Origin of the sequence: Pseudomonas sp. SWRI22 (assembly GCF_014268395.2) — a bacterium.
Taxonomy (GTDB): domain Bacteria; phylum Pseudomonadota; class Gammaproteobacteria; order Pseudomonadales; family Pseudomonadaceae; genus Aquipseudomonas; species Aquipseudomonas paracarnis.
Genome location: NZ_JABWQK020000003.1, coordinates 68,779 through 86,048, shown reverse-complemented (window position 1 = coordinate 86,048; position 17,270 = coordinate 68,779). Strand labels below are relative to the sequence as shown.

The 17,270-nt window shown below is 61.1% G+C and carries 17 protein-coding genes; 10 read left to right on the top strand and 7 right to left on the bottom strand.

The features are described from left to right. The first annotated feature begins 32 nt into the window (after positions 1 to 32). The gene (mtgA, locus tag HU730_RS23315; protein WP_054897583.1) at positions 33 to 755 is read left to right on the top strand and encodes a monofunctional biosynthetic peptidoglycan transglycosylase; all 723 of its coding nucleotides are present in this window, start codon (positions 33 to 35) and stop codon (positions 753 to 755) included. Positions 756 to 943: 188 nt separating this feature from the next. Here the strand turns inward: mtgA and rpoH are convergent, their stop codons facing one another. From rpoH to ftsY, 4 genes are all read right to left on the bottom strand, one after another. Further along, a complete protein-coding gene (rpoH, locus tag HU730_RS23310) occupies positions 944 to 1,798 on the bottom strand; it encodes an RNA polymerase sigma factor RpoH (RefSeq protein ID WP_003176698.1) in 855 nt (284 codons plus the stop codon). A 130-nt stretch (positions 1,799 to 1,928) separates the two neighbouring features. Beyond that, entirely contained in the window at positions 1,929 to 2,951 is a 1,023-nt protein-coding gene (gene ftsX / locus HU730_RS23305) for a permease-like cell division protein FtsX (RefSeq protein WP_003195111.1), read from the bottom strand. Further along, on the bottom strand, positions 2,948 to 3,619 hold the full coding sequence (gene ftsE, locus HU730_RS23300; protein ID WP_003195112.1) for a cell division ATP-binding protein FtsE: 672 nt from the start codon (positions 3,617 to 3,619) through the stop codon (positions 2,948 to 2,950). The genes ftsX and ftsE overlap by 4 nt, the downstream gene beginning before the upstream one ends. Next, positions 3,616 to 5,016, bottom strand: coding sequence for a signal recognition particle-docking protein FtsY (ftsY, locus tag HU730_RS23295; protein ID WP_186527466.1), 1,401 nt, complete (start codon positions 5,014 to 5,016; stop codon positions 3,616 to 3,618). Before ftsY ends, ftsE begins: the two co-directional genes overlap by 4 nt. 232 nt (positions 5,017 to 5,248) lie before the next feature. Here ftsY and HU730_RS23290 point away from each other — a divergent pair, with 232 nt between their 5' ends. The 4 genes from HU730_RS23290 to HU730_RS23275 all read left to right on the top strand — a co-directional run bounded on the left by HU730_RS23290 (position 5,249) and on the right by HU730_RS23275 (position 9,863). Then, positions 5,249 to 6,604: a pitrilysin family protein gene (locus tag HU730_RS23290; protein ID WP_003195117.1), complete on the top strand. Its 1,356-nt coding sequence runs from the start codon at positions 5,249 to 5,251 to the stop codon at positions 6,602 to 6,604. After that, entirely contained in the window at positions 6,597 to 8,087 is a 1,491-nt protein-coding gene (locus HU730_RS23285; protein WP_186527467.1) for a pitrilysin family protein, read from the top strand. Before HU730_RS23290 ends, HU730_RS23285 begins: the two co-directional genes overlap by 8 nt. Next, positions 8,087 to 8,704, top strand: a complete 618-nt coding sequence (rsmD, locus tag HU730_RS23280) for a 16S rRNA (guanine(966)-N(2))-methyltransferase RsmD (protein ID WP_034128953.1) — start codon at positions 8,087 to 8,089, stop codon at positions 8,702 to 8,704. The genes HU730_RS23285 and rsmD overlap by 1 nt, the downstream gene beginning before the upstream one ends. Positions 8,705 to 8,864: 160 nt before the next feature. Further along, entirely contained in the window at positions 8,865 to 9,863 is a 999-nt protein-coding gene (locus tag HU730_RS23275; RefSeq protein WP_054897587.1) for a hydrolase, read from the top strand. A gap of 116 nt (positions 9,864 to 9,979) precedes the next feature. Here HU730_RS23275 and HU730_RS23270 read toward each other — a convergent pair whose 3' ends face one another. Together HU730_RS23270 and HU730_RS23265 are read right to left on the bottom strand one after the other, a co-directional pair. After that, entirely contained in the window at positions 9,980 to 10,834 is an 855-nt protein-coding gene (locus tag HU730_RS23270; RefSeq protein WP_054897588.1) for a sulfurtransferase, read from the bottom strand. A gap of 33 nt (positions 10,835 to 10,867) precedes the next feature. Further along, positions 10,868 to 11,539 (bottom strand): TetR/AcrR family transcriptional regulator, encoded by a 672-nt coding sequence (locus HU730_RS23265; RefSeq protein ID WP_005792294.1) that lies wholly within the window; start codon positions 11,537 to 11,539, stop codon positions 10,868 to 10,870. 145 nt (positions 11,540 to 11,684) lie between these two features. On the opposite strand from HU730_RS23265, the gene HU730_RS23260 reads away from it, so the two are divergent. The 5 genes from HU730_RS23260 (at position 11,685) to HU730_RS23240 (ending at position 16,333) form a co-directional block, all read left to right on the top strand. Beyond that, the gene (locus tag HU730_RS23260) at positions 11,685 to 13,112 is read left to right on the top strand and encodes a coniferyl aldehyde dehydrogenase (protein WP_060763946.1); all 1,428 of its coding nucleotides are present in this window, start codon (positions 11,685 to 11,687) and stop codon (positions 13,110 to 13,112) included. Between the two features lie 29 nt (positions 13,113 to 13,141). Then, entirely contained in the window at positions 13,142 to 13,687 is a 546-nt protein-coding gene (locus HU730_RS23255; protein WP_020301931.1) for a hypothetical protein, read from the top strand. A gap of 53 nt (positions 13,688 to 13,740) precedes the next feature. Continuing rightward, entirely contained in the window at positions 13,741 to 15,336 is a 1,596-nt protein-coding gene (locus HU730_RS23250) for a GMC family oxidoreductase (protein WP_060763948.1), read from the top strand. 103 nt (positions 15,337 to 15,439) lie between these two features. Further along, positions 15,440 to 15,919: a pantetheine-phosphate adenylyltransferase gene (gene coaD, locus HU730_RS23245; RefSeq protein ID WP_003195136.1), complete on the top strand. Its 480-nt coding sequence runs from the start codon at positions 15,440 to 15,442 to the stop codon at positions 15,917 to 15,919. 162 nt (positions 15,920 to 16,081) lie between these two features. Next, positions 16,082 to 16,333 carry a YfhL family 4Fe-4S dicluster ferredoxin gene (locus tag HU730_RS23240; RefSeq protein WP_003195146.1) on the top strand — a complete coding sequence of 84 codons (252 nt, stop codon included), beginning with the start codon at positions 16,082 to 16,084 and terminating at the stop codon, positions 16,331 to 16,333. Between the two features lie 123 nt (positions 16,334 to 16,456). On the opposite strand, the gene mutM is transcribed toward HU730_RS23240, so the two are convergent. Further along, the gene (gene mutM / locus HU730_RS23235) at positions 16,457 to 17,269 is read right to left on the bottom strand and encodes a bifunctional DNA-formamidopyrimidine glycosylase/DNA-(apurinic or apyrimidinic site) lyase (RefSeq protein WP_003195148.1); all 813 of its coding nucleotides are present in this window, start codon (positions 17,267 to 17,269) and stop codon (positions 16,457 to 16,459) included. Position 17,270 lies beyond the last annotated feature (1 nt).

Sequence of the window (17,270 nt, the reverse complement as noted above, 5' to 3'; positions counted from 1 at the left end):
GCCCGCTCAACGGGTTCGGCCAAGCCATCTCTATGCTGCGTGTCCTCTTCAAACGCTTTCTCAACGTCGTGAAATGGTTTGCCATCGGCAGTGTGTTGCTGGTGCTGCTGTTTCGTGTGGTGCCGCCACCGTTCACTGCGCTGATGGTGGAGCGCAAGGTCGAGTCCTGGGTCGACGGTGAGCCTATCGACCTGCAACGCAGCTGGGTGCCATGGGATGAAATATCCGATGACCTGAAAGTGGCGGTGATGGCCGGTGAAGACCAGCGCTTCCCACAACATTGGGGTTTTGATTTCGGCGCGATCCAGGCGGCGATTCTGCACAACGAACGCGGCGGCTCGATTCGCGGTGCCAGCACCCTGAGCCAGCAGGTGTCGAAAAACCTGTTCCTGTGGGCCGGCCGCAGCTATTTGCGCAAAGGCCTGGAGGCGTGGTTTACCGGTTTGATCGAGGTGTTGTGGCCCAAGCAGCGGATTCTTGAGGTGTACCTCAACAGCGTGGAATGGGATGAAGGTGTGTTTGGCGCAGAGGCAGCGGCGCGGCACCATTTTGGCGTGAGCGCCAAGGGCCTTTCGCGGCAGCAGGCCAGCTACCTGGCGGCGGTATTGCCCAACCCTAGGGTGTGGAGTGCCAGCCATCCGACGGCTTATGTGGCACGGCGGGCGGCGTGGATTCGCCAGCAGATGAGCCAATTGGGCGGGGATGGTTACCTGATGGAGCTGAACAACTCTCGAAAGGCACCCTGGTCCGACTGACACAATATGGGACCCGTGGGAGCTGGCTTGCCTGCGATAGCGGTGGGTCAGTAACCCATGCTTCATCTGACACGGCCTCATCGCAGGCAAGCCAGCTCCCACATTAAACCGAGTTGGGCTTGAGACTTTTCGAACACAAACAAAAATGCCCCGGTCTTTCGACCGGAGCATTTTTTGTTCGCTGCATTTTAAGCGGCGATCGACAACTTCAGCTTGTTCATCGCGCTTTTCTCAAGCTGACGAATCCGCTCGGCCGACACGTTGTACTTCTGCGCCAGGTCGTGCAGCGTGGCTTTTTCTTCTGCCAGCCAACGCTGGTAGAGGATGTCACGGCTGCGGTCGTCCAGCACTTCCAGCGCTTCGTGCAGGTTGTGGTTGGAGTTGTCGCTCCAGTCGGCGTCTTCCAGTTGACGCGCCGGGTCGTACCGGTGGTCTTCCAGGTAGTTGGCCGGCGATTGGAAGGCGCTGTCGTCATCCGCTTCGGCGGCTGGGTCGAAGGCCATGTCATGGCCGGTCAGACGGCTTTCCATCTCGCGCACTTCACGCGGTTCCACACCGAGGCTTTCGGCCACGCGGTGGACTTCTTCGTTGTTCAGCCACGCCAGGCGTTTTTTCTGGCTGCGCAGGTTGAAGAACAGCTTGCGCTGGGCCTTGGTAGTGGCCACTTTCACGATGCGCCAGTTGCGCAGGATGAACTCGTGGATTTCCGCCTTGATCCAGTGCACGGCAAACGAAACCAGGCGCACGCCCATTTCAGGGTTGAAACGCTTCACTGCCTTCATCAGGCCAACGTTGCCTTCCTGAATCAGGTCGGCCTGGGCCAGACCGTAGCCGCTATAGCTACGGGCGATATGTACGACAAAACGCAGGTGGGCGAGCACCATCTGCCGAGCCGCCCCCAAATCCTGCTCATAGTAGAGACTCTCGGCCAGTTCACGCTCCTGCTCGGGCGTCAGCAATGGAATGCTGTTGACCGTGTGCACATAGGCTTCCAGGTTCGCACCCGGGACCAAGGCATAAGCAGGTTGCAAAGAAGTGGTCATACGAAAAAACCTCCGACTCACATAACTCGTGCAGTTCAGCACTGCGAAAATTGACCTGGGAACCGTAGGACAAGTTCCCTAAACCGCTGATACGGTCAATACAAACGAAACCACATTAATCTGGCATTAACTACTTCGGCGCCAGCTCGCGTAAATGCCGTGCCACCGCAATCCACGCACCGATATACCCCAACAACACCGCGCCAAGCAAGAGACTCAGACCATCGGCTACCGGCACACCGGCCAGAGCGAAATCACTGCCGTAGAGCCCGGCCAAGCCGACAACCGCGTCGTTCAACCAATCCAGGCCAAACGCCAGTACGCCCCAGGACAAGATCCCCGCACCCAGGCCATACAGCGCGCCCATGTACAGGAAAGGCCGACGCACATAGCTGTCTGTGCCTCCCACCAGTTTAATCACTTCTATCTCGGTGCGACGGTTTTCAATATGAAGACGAATGGTATTACCTATCACCAAAAGTAATGCAGACACTAATAACACCGTCAGGCCGAACACAAAGCGGTCACCCAGCTTGAGGATCGCGGCCAGGCGCTCTACCCAGACTAGATCAAGTTGCGCCTGTTGCACCTTCGGCATCTCTGCGAGTTTTTGTCGCAGGGCTTCCAGCGCCGGCTTGTCGACCTCGTTCGGCGTTACCAACACCACGCCCGGCAGCGGGTTCTGCGGCAGCTCCTTGAGCGCCTCGCCCAGGCCCGATTGCTGCTGGAACTCTTCGAGGGCCTGGTCGCGGCTGATGTACTCGGCCTCGGCTACCCCCGGGATGTTCTTGATGTCGTCACGCAGCGCTTCGCCTTCCTTGCTGCTGGTGTCCAGGTTCAGGTACAGCGAAATCTGCGCCGCCCGCTGCCAGGAGCCGCCCAGGCGCTCCACATTATTAAGCAACAGCGACAAGCCCATCGGCAGGCTCAAGGCCACCGCCATCACCAGGCAAGTGAAAAAACTACCGATCGGCTGTTTGCCCAGGCGCCGCAGGCTGTCCAGCAGGCTGGCGCGGTGGCTTTCGATCCAGGCGTGCACCAGGGTGCCGAAGTCCGGGCCGTCGTCTTCGTCGTGTTTTTTCTTTTTCGGTTGCGGGTCGGCTGGCTTCGGAGCCACCCGTTCGGAAACTTTAGGGCTGCGTGTAGCACTCATACGCCAGCCTCCCCATCGCCGATCAGGCGGCCGCGTTGCAGGGTGAGCATGCGATGGCGCATACGGGCAATCAAGGCCAGGTCGTGGCTGGCGATCAAGACGCTGGTGCCCAGGCGGTTGATGTCTTCGAACACCCCCATGATCTCGGCCGCCAGGCGCGGGTCGAGGTTACCGGTGGGTTCGTCCGCCAGCAGCAAGGCCGGGCGATGGACGATGGCGCGGGCGATACCGACACGCTGTTGCTGGCCGGTGGACAGGTCGCCGGGGAAGAGGTCGGTCTTGTCCGACAAGGCTACACGCTCCAGGGCCGAATCCACGCGCTTGACGATCTCGGCCTTGGACAGCCCGAGTATCTGCAACGGCAGGGCCACGTTGTTGAACACCGTGCGGTCGAACAGCAACTGGTGATTCTGGAACACTACGCCGATCTGGCGGCGCAGGAATGGAATTTGCGCATTGCTGATAGTGGCCAGGTCCTGACCCGCCAGCAACAACTTGCCGGTGGTCGGGCGCTCCATGGCCAGCAACAGGCGCAACAGCGTACTTTTGCCTGCGCCCGAATGGCCGGTGACAAACAAGAATTCGCCGCGACGCACTCGAAAGCTCAGCTCATGCAAGCCCACATGCCCGTTGGCATAGCGTTTACCGACCTGCTCGAATCGAATCATGAACGCTCCCGCTCGGCAAACAGTGCCTGTACAAAGGGTTCGGCTTCAAAGGTGCGCAGGTCGTCGATGCCTTCACCGACGCCGATATAACGAATCGGCAACCCGAACTGTTTGGCCAGGGCGAAAATCACACCGCCTTTCGCCGTGCCGTCGAGCTTAGTCAATGCCAGGCCGGTCAGCTGCACCGTCTGATTGAATTGCTTGGCCTGGCTGATGGCGTTCTGGCCAGTACCGGCGTCAAGCACCAGCAGGACTTCATGGGGTGCATCGGCGTCAAGCTTGCCGATCACGCGGCGCACTTTCTTCAGCTCTTCCATCAAATTGTCTTTGGTGTGCAGGCGGCCGGCTGTGTCGGCGATCAGCACGTCAATGTTACGCGCCTTGGCGGCTTGCACGGCATCGAAGATCACGGACGCAGAGTCGGCACCGGTGTGCTGGGCAATCACCGGGATCTTGTTGCGCTCGCCCCACACCTGCAACTGCTCGACGGCCGCGGCACGGAAGGTGTCACCGGCGGCGAGCATGACTTTCTTGCCCTCCCCCTGCAGCTTCTTGGCCAGTTTGCCAATGGTGGTGGTCTTGCCAGCGCCGTTTACACCTACAACGAGGATGACGAACGGCTTTTTCGGGGTGATCACCAGCGGCGCTTCAACCGGCTTGAGCATGGCGGCCAGCTCAGCCTGCAGGGATTTGTACAGGGCGTCGGCGTCGGTCAACTGCTTGCGCGCGACCTTCTGCGTCAGGCTCTGGATGATCACGGCGGTGGCTTCGACGCCCACGTCGGCGGTGAGCAGGCGGGTCTCGATGTCTTCCAGCAGCTCGTCATCAATGACTTTCTTGCCCAGGAACAGGCTGGCCATGCCTTCGCCAATACTGGCGCTGGTCTTGCTCAGGCCCTGCTTGAGGCGGGCGAAAAATCCGGTTTTGCTGGTTTCGGTGGTGGCAACGGCAGGCTCTGGCTCGACGACGGCAGGTGCGGCAACAACCGGGACAGGAACTTCAACAACGGGCGGTACTTCAGCCGCAACCTCTACCGGCGCCGGCTCAACCACTGCAGGAATCGGCGGCACGACGTGCTCGGCCTGAACATCCTCCACCAACGCCACGGGCTCTTCGGCCACGGGCAGCTCCAACCAGGGCTTGTGCTCGGGCGCAGGCTCAGGTTCCGGCTCGGCCTCGACGACCGGCTGCAACACCGGCTCAGCCATAGGCAACACCACCGGAACTGGCGTCTCGGCAACCGGTTCGGCTTCTATTACGGGTTCAGGGGTGGGTTCAGCGTGAACCTGCGGCTGTTCGACGACGGTTTCCTGCGGCTTTTTGCGCAGCCATCCGAACAGGCCTTTCTTCTCGCCAGCCGCAGCTGGGGTCTTCTTGTCGTCGTTGGAACCAAACATGGAGACGGCTATCTCAAGGTAGCGACGCGCCACAGTGCGCGTCGGTAAATAAAATTCGATGCGTAACAGACTGTTTTTTAGCCAGCTCGTTCATGCGCAACATTTTGTAAGGCCTAAATAGGGCCTCAACAAGACAGCCACAGTGGCCGTCCCTAGGTCGGATCAGTATCCTAGCACCTCCTCGCCCGCCGACGCTAAGACCAAGCGGGCAGCCCAACAGGTTTAAAAACGAATGAATGCTCTAGCCCGCCGCGCCGCAGGCCTGCTGTTCAGCACAGTTTGTCTGCCTCTCTCAGCTTTGGCTGCCGATCCACAACCCACCCATGAATTCACCCTCGATAACGGCCTCAAGGTGGTCGTGCGCGAAGATCATCGCGCGCCGGTGGTGGTTTCCCAGGTCTGGTACAAGGTTGGCTCAAGCTACGAAACCCCGGGCCAGACCGGTTTGTCCCACGCCCTGGAACACATGATGTTCAAGGGCAGCGCCAAGGTTGGCCCCGGCGAAGCCTCGCTGATCCTGCGCGACCTGGGCGCCGAAGAAAACGCCTTCACCAGCGACGACTACACCGCGTACTACCAGGTATTGGCCCGTGATCGCCTGGGTGTGGCCTTCGAGCTGGAAGCCGACCGCATGGCCAGCCTGCGCCTGCCGGCCGACGAATTCAGCCGTGAAATCGAAGTAATCAAGGAAGAACGCCGCCTGCGCACCGACGATAACCCCATGTCCAAAGCGTTCGAGCGCTTCAAGGCCATGGCCTTCCCCGCCAGCGGCTACCACACGCCGACCATCGGCTGGATGGCCGACCTGGACCGCATGAAGGTCGAGGAACTGCGCCACTGGTACCAATCCTGGTACGTGCCGAACAACGCCACCCTGGTGGTGGTCGGCGACGTGACCCCGGACGAGGTGAAAAACCTCGCCCAACGTTACTTCGGCCCGATCCCCAAGCGTGACGTGCCGCCGGCAAAAATCCCGATGGAACTGGCCGAGCCCGGCGAGCGCCTGCTGACCCTGCACGTGCAGACCCAATTGCCAAGCGTGTTCCTGGGCTTCAACGTGCCTGGCCTGGCCACCGCCGAAGACAAACGCTCGGTGCAGGCCCTGCGCCTGATCTCGGCGCTGCTGGACGGCGGCTACAGTGCACGGATCTCCGAGCAACTGGAGCGCGGTGAGGAACTTGTGTCCGCGGCTTCCACCAACTACGACGCCTACACCCGCGGCGACAGCCTGTTTACGCTCTCGGCCACGCCGAACCAGCAGAAGAAGAAAACCGTCGCCCAAGCCGAAGCCGGCCTGTGGCGCCTGCTCGATGAGTTGAAGGCCAAGCCGCCGACCGCCGAAGAACTGGAGCGCATCCGTGCCCAGGTCATTGCCGGCCTGGTGTACCAGCGTGATTCCATCACCAGCCAGGCCACGGCCATCGGCTCCCTGGAAACGGTCGGCCTGTCCTGGAAGCTCATGGACACGGAGCTTGCCGACCTGCAAAGCGTGACCCCGGAAGACATCCAGAAGGCCGCACGCACCTACTTCACCCGCGAACGTCTGAGCGTCGCCCATGTTTTGCCTGAGGAGACCGCTCATGAGTGATCGCAAAAACAGCCGCCTGATCCTGCCCGGCCTGATCGCCGTCACCCTGATGGCGGCCAGCGCCGTTTACTTTTTGCGCCCGAGCGAGTCGGTCGCCAGCCAGGCCCTGGACAAGGCTCAAACGGCCAGCACCCTGCAGTCCCTGGCGGAACTGGATGGCAAGGCACCGACCAACCGCAAGCTCGACGTACAAACCTGGACCACCGCCGAAGGCGCCAAGGTGCTGTTCGTCGAAGCCCACGAATTGCCGATGTTCGACATGCGCCTGCTGTTTGCCGCCGGCAGCAGCCAGGATGGCGACGTGCCAGGCCTGGCGCTGATGACCAACGCCATGCTCAACGAAGGCGTGCCGGGCAAGGATGTCAGCCAGATCGCCAGTGGGTTCGAAGGCTTGGGAGCCGACTTTGGCAACGGCGCCTACCGCGACATGGCGCTGGTGACCCTGCGCAGCCTGAGCGACAGCGCCAAGCGCGACGCCGCCCTGTCACTGTTCAACCAGGTGATTGGCCAGCCGACTTTCCCGGCAGACTCTCTGGCACGCATCAAGAACCAGATCCTGGCCGGTTTTGAGTACCAGAAACAGAACCCCGGCAAACTGGCGAGCATCGAGCTGTTCAAGCGTCTGTACGGCGACCATCCTTACGCGCATCCGAGCGAAGGCACCCCAGAAAGCGTGCCGAAAATTACCCTGGCACAGTTGCAGGCGTTCCATGCCAAAGCCTATGCGGCGGGCAATGCCGTGATTGCAGTCGTCGGCGACCTGACCCGTGCAGAAGCCGAGGCCATGACGGCCAAAGTGTCGGCATCGCTGCCCAAAGGCCCGGCCATGGCCAAGATCGCTCAACCGACCGAGCCAAAAGCCGGCCTGAGCCGTATCGAGTTTCCGTCCAAGCAAACCCACCTGCTGTTTGCGCAATTGGGCATCGACCGCGCCGACCCGGACTACGCAGCCTTGTCCCTGGGCAACCAGATCCTTGGCGGCGGCGGCTTCGGTACCCGTTTGATGAGCGAGGTGCGTGAAAAACGCGGCCTGACCTACGGCGTGTACTCCGGTTTCTCACCGATGCAGGTGCGCGGCCCGTTCATGATCAACCTGCAGACCCGCGCCGAAATGAGCGGCGGCACCCTGCGCCTGGTTGAGGATGTACTGGCTGATTACCTCAAGAACGGCCCAACACAAAAAGAACTGGACGACGCCAAGCGCGAACTGGCCGGCAGCTTCCCGCTGTCCACCGCCAGCAACGCCGATATCGTCGGGCAGTTGGGCGCCATGGGTTTCTACAAACTGCCGCTGAGCTATCTGGAAGATTTCATGAAACAATCCCAGGCCCTGACCGTCGATCAGGTCAAGGCTGCAATGAACAAACACTTGAGCGCCGACAAGATGGTCATTGTGACCGCCGGCCCGACGATTGCGCAAAAGCCACTACCGCCCCCCACTGATAAACCTGCCGAGCAGCCGCTCGGGGTTCCGGAGCATTAATGGCCAGTTCATCTCGCCCGAAAAAACCTGTCCACAACGTGCATAACGGTGTGGGCCAACTGCGCATCATTGGCGGTGAATGGGGCAGCCGCAAGCTGAGCTTCCCCGACGTCGTGGGCCTGCGCCCGACGCCCGATCGCGTGCGTGAAACCCTGTTCAACTGGCTCGCGCCGTACATAGGCGGGGCCAAAGTGCTGGACCCGTTCGCCGGCAGCGGCGCGCTGTTCCTGGAGGCGCTGTCCCGTGGCGCGGCCCAGGGCCAGGCGCTGGACGCCAGCAATGTGGCGGTGTCCAGCCTCAAGGAGCACCTGGGCACGCTGCGTTGCACCACCGGCCAGGTGCAGACGGCCGACGCGCTGCGCTACCTGGAAACCCAGGCGGCCACTGAATACGACGTAGTGTTCCTCGATCCACCGTTCAACCAGAACCTGCTGCCGACCGTCTGCACACTGCTGGAAGAACGCCAGTGGCTGGCACCGGATGCCTGGATCTACACTGAGAGCGAGACCGCGCCCTCCACGCTCGGCCTGCCAAGTGGCTGGCGCCTGCACCGGGAGCAGAAGTCCGGGCGGGTGTATTACGCGTTGTGGCATCGTTTGGTCGAAAACGCCGCCTAATCGTGTGGCTAGAGATTGCTCCCGCTGGGCTGCGAAGCGGCCCTGAAACCTGCCAAGGTGTTCCGACTGAATAAACGCAGTGTTCTTGATGGGGCCGCTACGCGGCCCAGCGCGAGCAAGCTCGCTCGCCACAGTGAGTTCACTTGCCACCGAGAGCGTCATGACCCCTTCTTGCGACCTGTTCAAACCCGCCTTCGGCCTCGGCAACCCTCACTTGCAGACACTGTGGGGACCGCTGTGGCGGCCGACCACCCACATCGAGCGTCAGCGTGAGCGCCTGTGGCTGGAGGATGGCGACTTCCTCGATCTCGACTGGCACGGGCCTCATGACGTGCAAGCGCCTTTGGTGCTGGTGTTGCATGGGCTGACCGGTTCGTCCAATTCGCCCTATGTGGCCGGCCTGCAAAAAGTCCTCGCCACCCAAGGCTGGGCCAGTGCTGCGTTGAACTGGCGCGGCTGCTCTGGCGAGCCCAACCTGCTGGCTCGCAGCTATCACTCCGGCGCCAGCGAAGACCTGGCAGCCGCGATTGCTCATCTGCGCGCCAAGCGGCCTTTGGCGCCCTTGTACGCGGTGGGTTACTCCCTGGGCGGCAACGTGTTGCTCAAGCATTTGGGGGAAACCGGCGAGGCCTCAGGGCTGCAGGGCGCGGCGGCGGTGTCGGTGCCGTTTCGCCTGGATCAATGCGCGGATCGCATTGGGCTGGGGTTCTCGCGGGTGTATCAGAAGCACTTCATGCGCGAGATGCTGGCGTATATCCGCGTCAAGCAACGCCAATTCCTGCAGGACGGTCGTGAGGATGGGCTCAAAACCCTCGAGGCCCTTGGCTCCCTGGAAAAGATGCGCACGTTCTGGGACTTCGACGGGCGGGTAACCGCGCCGCTGCACGGTTTCTTGAGTGCCGAGGATTACTATCGCCGCGCTTCCAGCCGCTATTACCTGGGCGGTATCCGCACGCCGACGCTGATTATCCAGGCGGCTGATGATCCGTTTGTGTTTGCGCACAGCTTGCCTGACGCCAGTGAGCTGTCGGCCTGCACCGAGTTCGAGTTGCTGGCCAAGGGCGGGCATGTGGGGTTTGTGGAGGGTTCGTTGAAGCGCCCTGGTTACTACCTGGAACGCCGAATCCCGCAGTGGCTCCAGACCCAATACGGTCAATAGTGTGGGAGCTGGCTTGCCTGCGATAGCGGTGGGCCAGCCAATGTTGAGGTGGCTGACACTCTGCTATCGCAGGCAAGCCAGCTCCCACATTTCAATGAAACGTTTACACCGGTCGTTTACTCGCCCGTGGCTATTTCCCGAGCTGGATCAGTAATCCACTCACTCCACGACCCCGCATACAACTTGCCCAACGGGTACCCCGCCAGGCTCAACGCAAACAGGTTATGGCACGCCGTCACCCCAGACCCGCAATACGCCACCAACTCCTGCGGCGGGCGCCCTTGCAGCTGCGCGGCAAAGCGTTGCTTGAGCTGATCAGCCGGTAAGAAACGACCATCACTGCCCAGGTTTTCACTGAACGCCGCGCATTGCGCGCCAGGGATATGCCCGGCAATCGGGTCGATGGGTTCTACTTCACCACGAAAGCGCGGCTGGGCGCGGGCGTCGATCAAGGTCAGGCCGGGTTGGCCCAGGCGTTTTTGCAGGTGTTCGGCATCCAGCAACAGACGATGATCCGGCGTACCGGCGAAGGTACCTGGCTCAACCACGGGCGCGTCCAGGCTCAGGGGGAAACCGGCGGCATGCCAGGCCTTGAGGCCACCATCCAGAATAAACACACCATCACGCTTGCCCAGCCAGGCCAGCAGCCACCAGGCACGGGCGGCGTAGGCACCGGGGCCGTCGTCATACAGCACCACATCGGTGTCGGCACTGATACCCCAGGCCCGCAGTTGCCTGGCGAACGTGTCCGCCGCCGGCAAAGGATGACGACCGGTCACGCCCTTGGTCACCGGGCCGCTCAGGTGGCGCTCCAGGTCGGCGTATTGCGCGCCCTCGATATGCCCTTCGGCGTAACTGCACAAGCCGTAGTCCGGGTCTTCCAGGGCAAAGCGGCAATCCAGGATCACCCACCCGCTCGACTGTTGGCGCTCGGCCAATTGCTGGGGGCTGATCAGTTGGGCAAGCGGCATGACTGACTCCTGTGAATACAAAGGGGAAAGGTCTTACTTCACTTCTTCCAGTGCCTGATTCAACGGCACGTAAAACTCTTTGAACAAGGCGTCCACCGCCTCTTTGGCCTGTGGCGTGACAAACCCCGCCTCCAGCACCAGCACCTGATAAACCCCACGCTTGATCGCCTCGGCGCTCAGGTGGGTGGATTTTTCATTGGTGGTACACAAAAAGCGCACCCACGAGGTGAGGATGATCCACGCATTCAGGGTCAGGGCTTCTGTTTGCACCGGGTCCATATTGAGAATGCCGGCATCGACAAAGCCCTGGTAGATCGCGCCGCCCTGGATCAGGCAACGCTGGGAAAACCGCCGGTAGCCAGTCGCCAGTTCCGGGTCGCTCTCCAGCAGGTGTTCGAGGTCGCGGTGCAGGAAGCGATAACGCCACATGCCGGCCAATACGGCTTGCAGATAAAAGCGTTTATCCTCCACCACCATCGTGCGTCCCTGTGGTGGGCGCAGGAAACTGTCTACCAGCGCTTCATATTCGCGGAACAGCACGGCGATGATCGCCTGCTTGTTAGGGAAGTGGTAGTACAAGTTGCCCGGGGAAATTTCCATGTGGGCGGCAATGTGGTTGGTACTGACACTGCGCTCGCCCTGCTGGTTAAAAAGCTCCAGGCTGGTTTGCACAATGCGCTCGCTGGTCTTTACTCGTGGTGCCATAGGGGATCAGCTTCTATACACGGGATGGGGCATCTTACGGCCTAACCCGGCCAGGATAAATCTGGATGTTACTGCAATGTTATTTGACAATTTAGAGCAATGACTCTAAAAATCCAGGCAGACCAATAACAATCGGTGCCGCGCCATGTCTGCCAACGTTGCCTACCTGCAAGATTCCCAGGCGCTGGATCAGCTCCAGAACCTGTTCAACGCCCAACGCCGCGCCTTCGTCGCCAACCCGATGCCGCCGGCCGGGCAGCGCCAGCAATGGCTCAAGGCTTTGCGGGATCTGCTGAGCGACGAACGCCAGGCGCTGATCAATGCGATCAGCCAGGATTTCAGCCATCGCAGCGCCGACGAAACCCTGTTTGCCGAATTGATGCCTAGCCTGCATGGCATTCACTACGCGAGCAAACACCTCAAGGGCTGGATGAAACCTTCCCGCCGCGCTGTAGGCATTGCCTTCCAGCCCGCCTCAGCCAAAGTCATTTACCAGCCACTGGGCGTCGTCGGCGTCATCGTGCCGTGGAACTACCCGCTGTACCTGGCCATCGGCCCGCTAGTTGGGGCATTGGCTGCCGGTAACCGGGTGATGCTCAAGCTCAGCGAATCCACGCCGGCCACCGGCGAGCTGCTCAAGGCGTTGCTGGCCAAGATCTTCCCCGAGGACCTGGTGTGCGTCGTGCTGGGCGAAGCTGACGTGGGCATGGCGTTTTCCAAGTTGCGCTTCGATCACCTGCTGTTCACCGGCGCTACCAGTATAGGCAAGCACGTGATGCGTGCGGCGGCCGAAAACCTCACGCCGGTGACCCTGGAGCTGGGCGGCAAATCGCCAGCCATTGTCTCGGCCGACGTGCCGCTCAAGGATGCTGCCGAACGCATCGCCTTCGGCAAAGCCTTGAACGCCGGGCAAACCTGCGTAGCGCCGGATTATGTTCTGGTACCGGAAGATCGCGTGGAGGGCTTTGTCGAGGCGTATTCCAAAGCCGTGCGCGGGTTTTATCCGACCCTGGCCGACAACCCGGACTACACCGCCATCATCAACGAACGCCAACTGGCCCGGCTCAATGCCTACGCCAAGGACGCCACCGACAAAGGCGCCACCCTCATCCCGCTGTACGAGCAAGGCCAGGCTCGGCGAATGGCCCACAGCATGCTGTTGAATGTCAGTGACGACATGACCGTGATGCAGGACGAAATCTTCGGCCCGCTCCTGCCCATCGTGCCGTATCGCGGCCTTGACCAAGCCTTTGCCTACATCAACCAGCGCCCTCGCCCACTGGCCTTGTATTACTTCGGCTACAACAAAGGCGAACAAGCGCGGGTGCTCCACGAAACCCATTCCGGCGGTGTGTGCCTGAACGACACCTTGCTGCACGTCGCCCAGGACGATATGCCGTTCGGTGGCATCGGCCCGTCAGGCATGGGCCATTACCACGGTCACGAAGGTTTCCTGACGTTCAGCAAGGCCAAGGGTGTGCTGGTCAAACAGCGCCTGAACGCGGCGAAGTTGATCTACCCGCCCTATGGCAAGTCGATCCAGAAGCTGATCCAGAAGCTGTTTATCCGCTGATAACCGCCACCTTCGGGACTATAAAAACAATGAACCCCAGCCTGACTGATTCACCCGCGCTGTCACGGCGCGGCGTCTTGAAAATCGGCCTGTGTGCCAGCGCCTTCCTCGCCACCGCCGGGTTGGGCGCCAGCCTCAGTGGTTGCTCCAGCAGTACACCGGCCAGCGGCTTTGCGATGTTGCGCACCAGCGACTTGCCGTTCTTGCGGGCGGTAATCCCGGTGCTGCTAGAAGGCGCGGCCAGTGCCGAACAAGTGCTTGCAGGTATTGAGGGCACCCTGAAAAAGCTCGATTACAGCCTGCAGCACTTGTCGCCCGAGATGTTCAAGCTCACCCAGCAATTATTCGACGTACTGGGCATGGGCATTACCCGCGGCCCACTGACCGGTATCTGGGGCAGTTGGGAAAACGCCAGCAGCGAACAGATCCGCAATTTCCTGCACCGCTGGGAAAACAGTTACCTGAACCTTTTGCGCATGGGCCAGGGCTCGCTGCTCAAACTGGTGATCATGGCCTGGTACTTCCGGCCCGAGTCCTGGGCCCATTGCGGCTACCCCGGCCCGCCCAAGATCTAGCCTGGGCAATCCCCCAAGATTGCATCTTCCGACAAGAATAAGAGAGCACACCTATGCCCGTACCCGATCTGTTCCGCGACGGCCTGGCCCGTGGCTGGAAAACCCACAATGGCGCCGCCCTGGATCACGACCTGACCCTGGAAGCGGATGTCGCCATCATCGGCAGCGGCGCCGGGGGCGGTACCACCGCCGAAATCCTCAGCGCCGCCGGCTACAAAGTGTTGCTGATCGAAGAAGGCCCGCTCAAGACCAGTAGTGATTTCAAGCTGCTGGAAGACGAAGCCTACGCCAGCCTTTACCAGGAAGGCATCGGCCGCATGAGCAAGGACGGCGCTATCACCATCCTGCAGGGCCGGGCGGTGGGCGGTACCACCTTGATTAACTGGACCTCCAGCTTTCGCACCCCTGACGCTACCCTCGCGCATTGGGCCAGCGAATATGCGGTCAAAGGCCACAGCAGCGCCGAAATGGCGCCCTGGTTCGAAAAAATGGAACAGCGCCTGGGCATCGCGCCCTGGGCGCTGCCGCCGAATGCCAACAACGATGTGATCCGCAAAGGCTGTGAAAAGCTCGGCTACAGCTGGCATGTGATCCCGCGCAATGTGCGCGGCTGCTTCAACCTGGGGTATTGCGGCATGGGCTGCCCGGTCAACGCCAAGCAGTCAATGCTGGTGACGACCATCCCGTCCACCCTGGAAAAGGGCGGCGAACTACTTTACCTGGCTCGCGCCGAACGGCTCACATACAGCGGCGACACCATCAGCAGCCTCGAATGCGTGGCCATGGACGAACGCTGCGTAGCGCCCACAGGGCGCAAGATCAGGGTGAAAGCCAAGCACTATGTGCTGGCGGGCGGCGGCATCAACAGCCCGGCCCTGCTGATGCGCTCCGACGCGCCCGACCCACACTCGCGGCTGGGCAAGCGCACCTTCCTGCACCTGGTCAATTTCTCCGCCGGGCTGTTCGACGAAGTGATCAACCCCTTCTACGGTGCGCCGCAATCCATCTACTCCGACCATTTCCAATGGCAGGACGGCACTACCGGCAAAATGTCCTACAAACTGGAAGCACCGCCCCTGCATCCAGGCCTGGCGAGCACCCTGTTTGGTGGCTACGGCAACCAGAACGCCCTGGACATGAACCAATTACCCCACACCCACGCCATGCTCGCCCTGCTGCGCGACGGCTTTCACCCCGACAGCCCGGGCGGTACGGTGGAGTTACGCGGTGACGGCACCCCAGTGCTCGACTATCAGGTCTCGCCCTACGCCTGGGACGGCCTGCGCCGGGCCTTCCACAGCATGGCCGAGATTCAGTTCGCGGCGGGGGCCAAATCGGTCAAGCCCCTGCATCACGACGCGCGCTTTGTGAACAACTTGGCCGAAGCGCGCAGCGTGATCGACGGTCTGGGCCTGGAACTGCATCGCACCACCCTGGGCAGCGCCCACGTGATGGGCGGTTGTGCCATGGGTGAAGATCCGAAAGATGCCGTCGCCGACAGCCTGGGTCGCCATCATCAGTTGCGTAACCTGTCGATCCACGATGGCTCGCTGTTCCCCACCAGCATTGGCGCCAACCCGCAATTGTCGGTGTATGGGTTGACCGCGCAACTGGCGAGCGCATTGGCCGAACGTCTGAAAACGGCATGAAAAGACAGGGTATTCACGGTATCTATCTACATAAGTCGACTTGGCCCACCGGTAATGCTGCGATACCATCCGGTTCCCCAACGGACTCCGCCAGGACGACGCGATGAACCGAGTGTTGTACCCAGGTACCTTCGACCCGATTACCAAAGGCCATGGCGATCTGGTCGAACGCGCCTCTCGCCTGTTCGACCATGTGATCATCGCGGTCGCGGCCAGCCCCAAGAAAAACCCGCTGTTTCCCCTGGAACAACGTGTGGAGCTGGCGCAAGAGGTCACCAAGCACCTGCCGAATGTGGAAGTAGTGGGCTTTTCGACACTGCTGGCGCATTTCGCCAAGGAGCAGAACGCCAATGTGTTCCTGCGTGGCCTGCGCGCGGTGTCGGACTTCGAATACGAATTCCAGCTGGCCAACATGAACCGCCAATTGGCGCCGGACGTGGAAAGCCTGTTCCTCACGCCGTCGGAGCGTTATTCGTTCATTTCCTCGACGTTGGTTCGTGAAATCGCTGCTTTGGGCGGAGATATCACCAAGTTCGTGCATCCAGCTGTAGCAGACGCACTGACATTGCGCTTCAAGAAGTAAGGCTCATTGTGGCGAGGGAGCTTGCTCCCGCTGGACTGCGCAGCAGTCCCAATCCTTTCATCCCTCACCACAGAGACAGGCTCGCACTGCGGGCGCCAATGCGGCACAATTGCGCGCATTAGTTTTCAGATGCCTTGGCAGAGTGCCCTGGCAGGAGTTTCCATGTCCCTGATCATCACCGACGATTGCATCAATTGCGACGTCTGCGAACCCGAGTGCCCGAACGCCGCCATTTCCCAAGGCGAAGAGATCTACGTGATCGACCCCAACCTGTGCACCCAGTGCGTCGGCCACTACGACGAACCGCAGTGCCAGCAGGTATGCCCGGTCGATTGCATTCCTCTGGACGAGGCACACCCTGAGACTGAAGAGCAGTTGATGGAGAAGTACCGCAAGATTACCGGTAAGGCCTAAGCCTCTTCGTTGCCCGTAAAGGCCTCATCGCAGGCAAGTCAGCTCCCACACTTGGATATGTGAATACATTCAAATGTGGGAGCTGGCTTGCCTGCGATAGCAATCTCAGCCCTCACCCAACCATCAGCTCTGACACCTAGGGCAAAACACACTCGCCCGCTGCCCCAGCACCACATTGCGCAGCTCAGTGCCGCAGACCTTGCACGCCTCGCCGCCCCGGCCATATACGAACAGTTCCTGCTGGAAATACCCCGGCTGCCCATCGCCACCGATAAAGTCCCGCAACGTGGTACCGCCCCGCTCGATGGCAGCGGCCAGCACCCGCTTGATCTCAATCGCCAGCTTCAAATAGCGCCCGCGTGAAATCCCACCGGCGGCGCGACGCGGGTCAATCCCCGCTGCAAACAGCGCCTCGGTCGCATAGATATTGCCCACGCCTACCACCACCGCGTTGTCCATGATGAACGGCTTCACCGCCATCGACTTGCCTCGAGACAGCTGGAACAAACGCTCGCCATCAAACAGGTCGGTCAACGGCTCCGGCCCCAGCCGCATCAGCAACTCATGGTTGTGCGGGTCGAGGCTCCAGAGCATCGCACCGAAGCGCCGCGGGTCGGTGTAGCGCAGGGCCATACCCGATTCCAGCTCGATATCCACATGTTCATGCTTGGCCGCCGGCATACCTACCTCAACCAGGCGCAAGTTGCCCGACATGCCCAAGTGGCTGATCAAGGTGCCCACTTCGGCATTGATCAACAGGTATTTGGCCCGGCGCTCCACCAGCACGATGCGCTGCCCTGACAGGCGCACATCCAGGTCTTCCGGAATTGGCCAGCGCAGGCGCCGCTCACGCACTACCACGCGGCTGACGCGCTGGCCTTCCAGGTGCGGGGCAATGCCGCGTCGGGTGGTTTCGACTTCTGGTAACTCGGGCATG

Excerpts from the sequence above, each read along its gene's own strand:
- mtgA (WP_054897583.1), top strand. The coding sequence starts at position 33 with ATGCTGCGTGTCCTCTTCAAACGCTTTCTCAACGTCGTGAAATGGTTT.
- rpoH (WP_003176698.1), bottom strand. The coding sequence starts at position 1,798 with ATGACCACTTCTTTGCAACCTGCTTATGCCTTGGTCCCGGGTGCGAAC.
- ftsX (WP_003195111.1), bottom strand. The coding sequence starts at position 2,951 with ATGAGTGCTACACGCAGCCCTAAAGTTTCCGAACGGGTGGCTCCGAAG.
- ftsE (WP_003195112.1), bottom strand. The coding sequence starts at position 3,619 with ATGATTCGATTCGAGCAGGTCGGTAAACGCTATGCCAACGGGCATGTG.
- ftsY (WP_186527466.1), bottom strand. The coding sequence starts at position 5,016 with ATGTTTGGTTCCAACGACGACAAGAAGACCCCAGCTGCGGCTGGCGAG.
- HU730_RS23290 (WP_003195117.1), top strand. The coding sequence starts at position 5,249 with ATGAATGCTCTAGCCCGCCGCGCCGCAGGCCTGCTGTTCAGCACAGTT.
- HU730_RS23285 (WP_186527467.1), top strand. The coding sequence starts at position 6,597 with ATGAGTGATCGCAAAAACAGCCGCCTGATCCTGCCCGGCCTGATCGCC.
- rsmD (WP_034128953.1), top strand. The coding sequence starts at position 8,087 with ATGGCCAGTTCATCTCGCCCGAAAAAACCTGTCCACAACGTGCATAAC.
- HU730_RS23275 (WP_054897587.1), top strand. The coding sequence starts at position 8,865 with ATGACCCCTTCTTGCGACCTGTTCAAACCCGCCTTCGGCCTCGGCAAC.
- HU730_RS23270 (WP_054897588.1), bottom strand. The coding sequence starts at position 10,834 with ATGCCGCTTGCCCAACTGATCAGCCCCCAGCAATTGGCCGAGCGCCAA.
- HU730_RS23265 (WP_005792294.1), bottom strand. The coding sequence starts at position 11,539 with ATGGCACCACGAGTAAAGACCAGCGAGCGCATTGTGCAAACCAGCCTG.
- HU730_RS23260 (WP_060763946.1), top strand. The coding sequence starts at position 11,685 with ATGTCTGCCAACGTTGCCTACCTGCAAGATTCCCAGGCGCTGGATCAG.
- HU730_RS23255 (WP_020301931.1), top strand. The coding sequence starts at position 13,142 with ATGAACCCCAGCCTGACTGATTCACCCGCGCTGTCACGGCGCGGCGTC.
- HU730_RS23250 (WP_060763948.1), top strand. The coding sequence starts at position 13,741 with ATGCCCGTACCCGATCTGTTCCGCGACGGCCTGGCCCGTGGCTGGAAA.
- coaD (WP_003195136.1), top strand. The coding sequence starts at position 15,440 with ATGAACCGAGTGTTGTACCCAGGTACCTTCGACCCGATTACCAAAGGC.
- HU730_RS23240 (WP_003195146.1), top strand. The coding sequence starts at position 16,082 with ATGTCCCTGATCATCACCGACGATTGCATCAATTGCGACGTCTGCGAA.
- mutM (WP_003195148.1), bottom strand. The coding sequence starts at position 17,269 with ATGCCCGAGTTACCAGAAGTCGAAACCACCCGACGCGGCATTGCCCCG.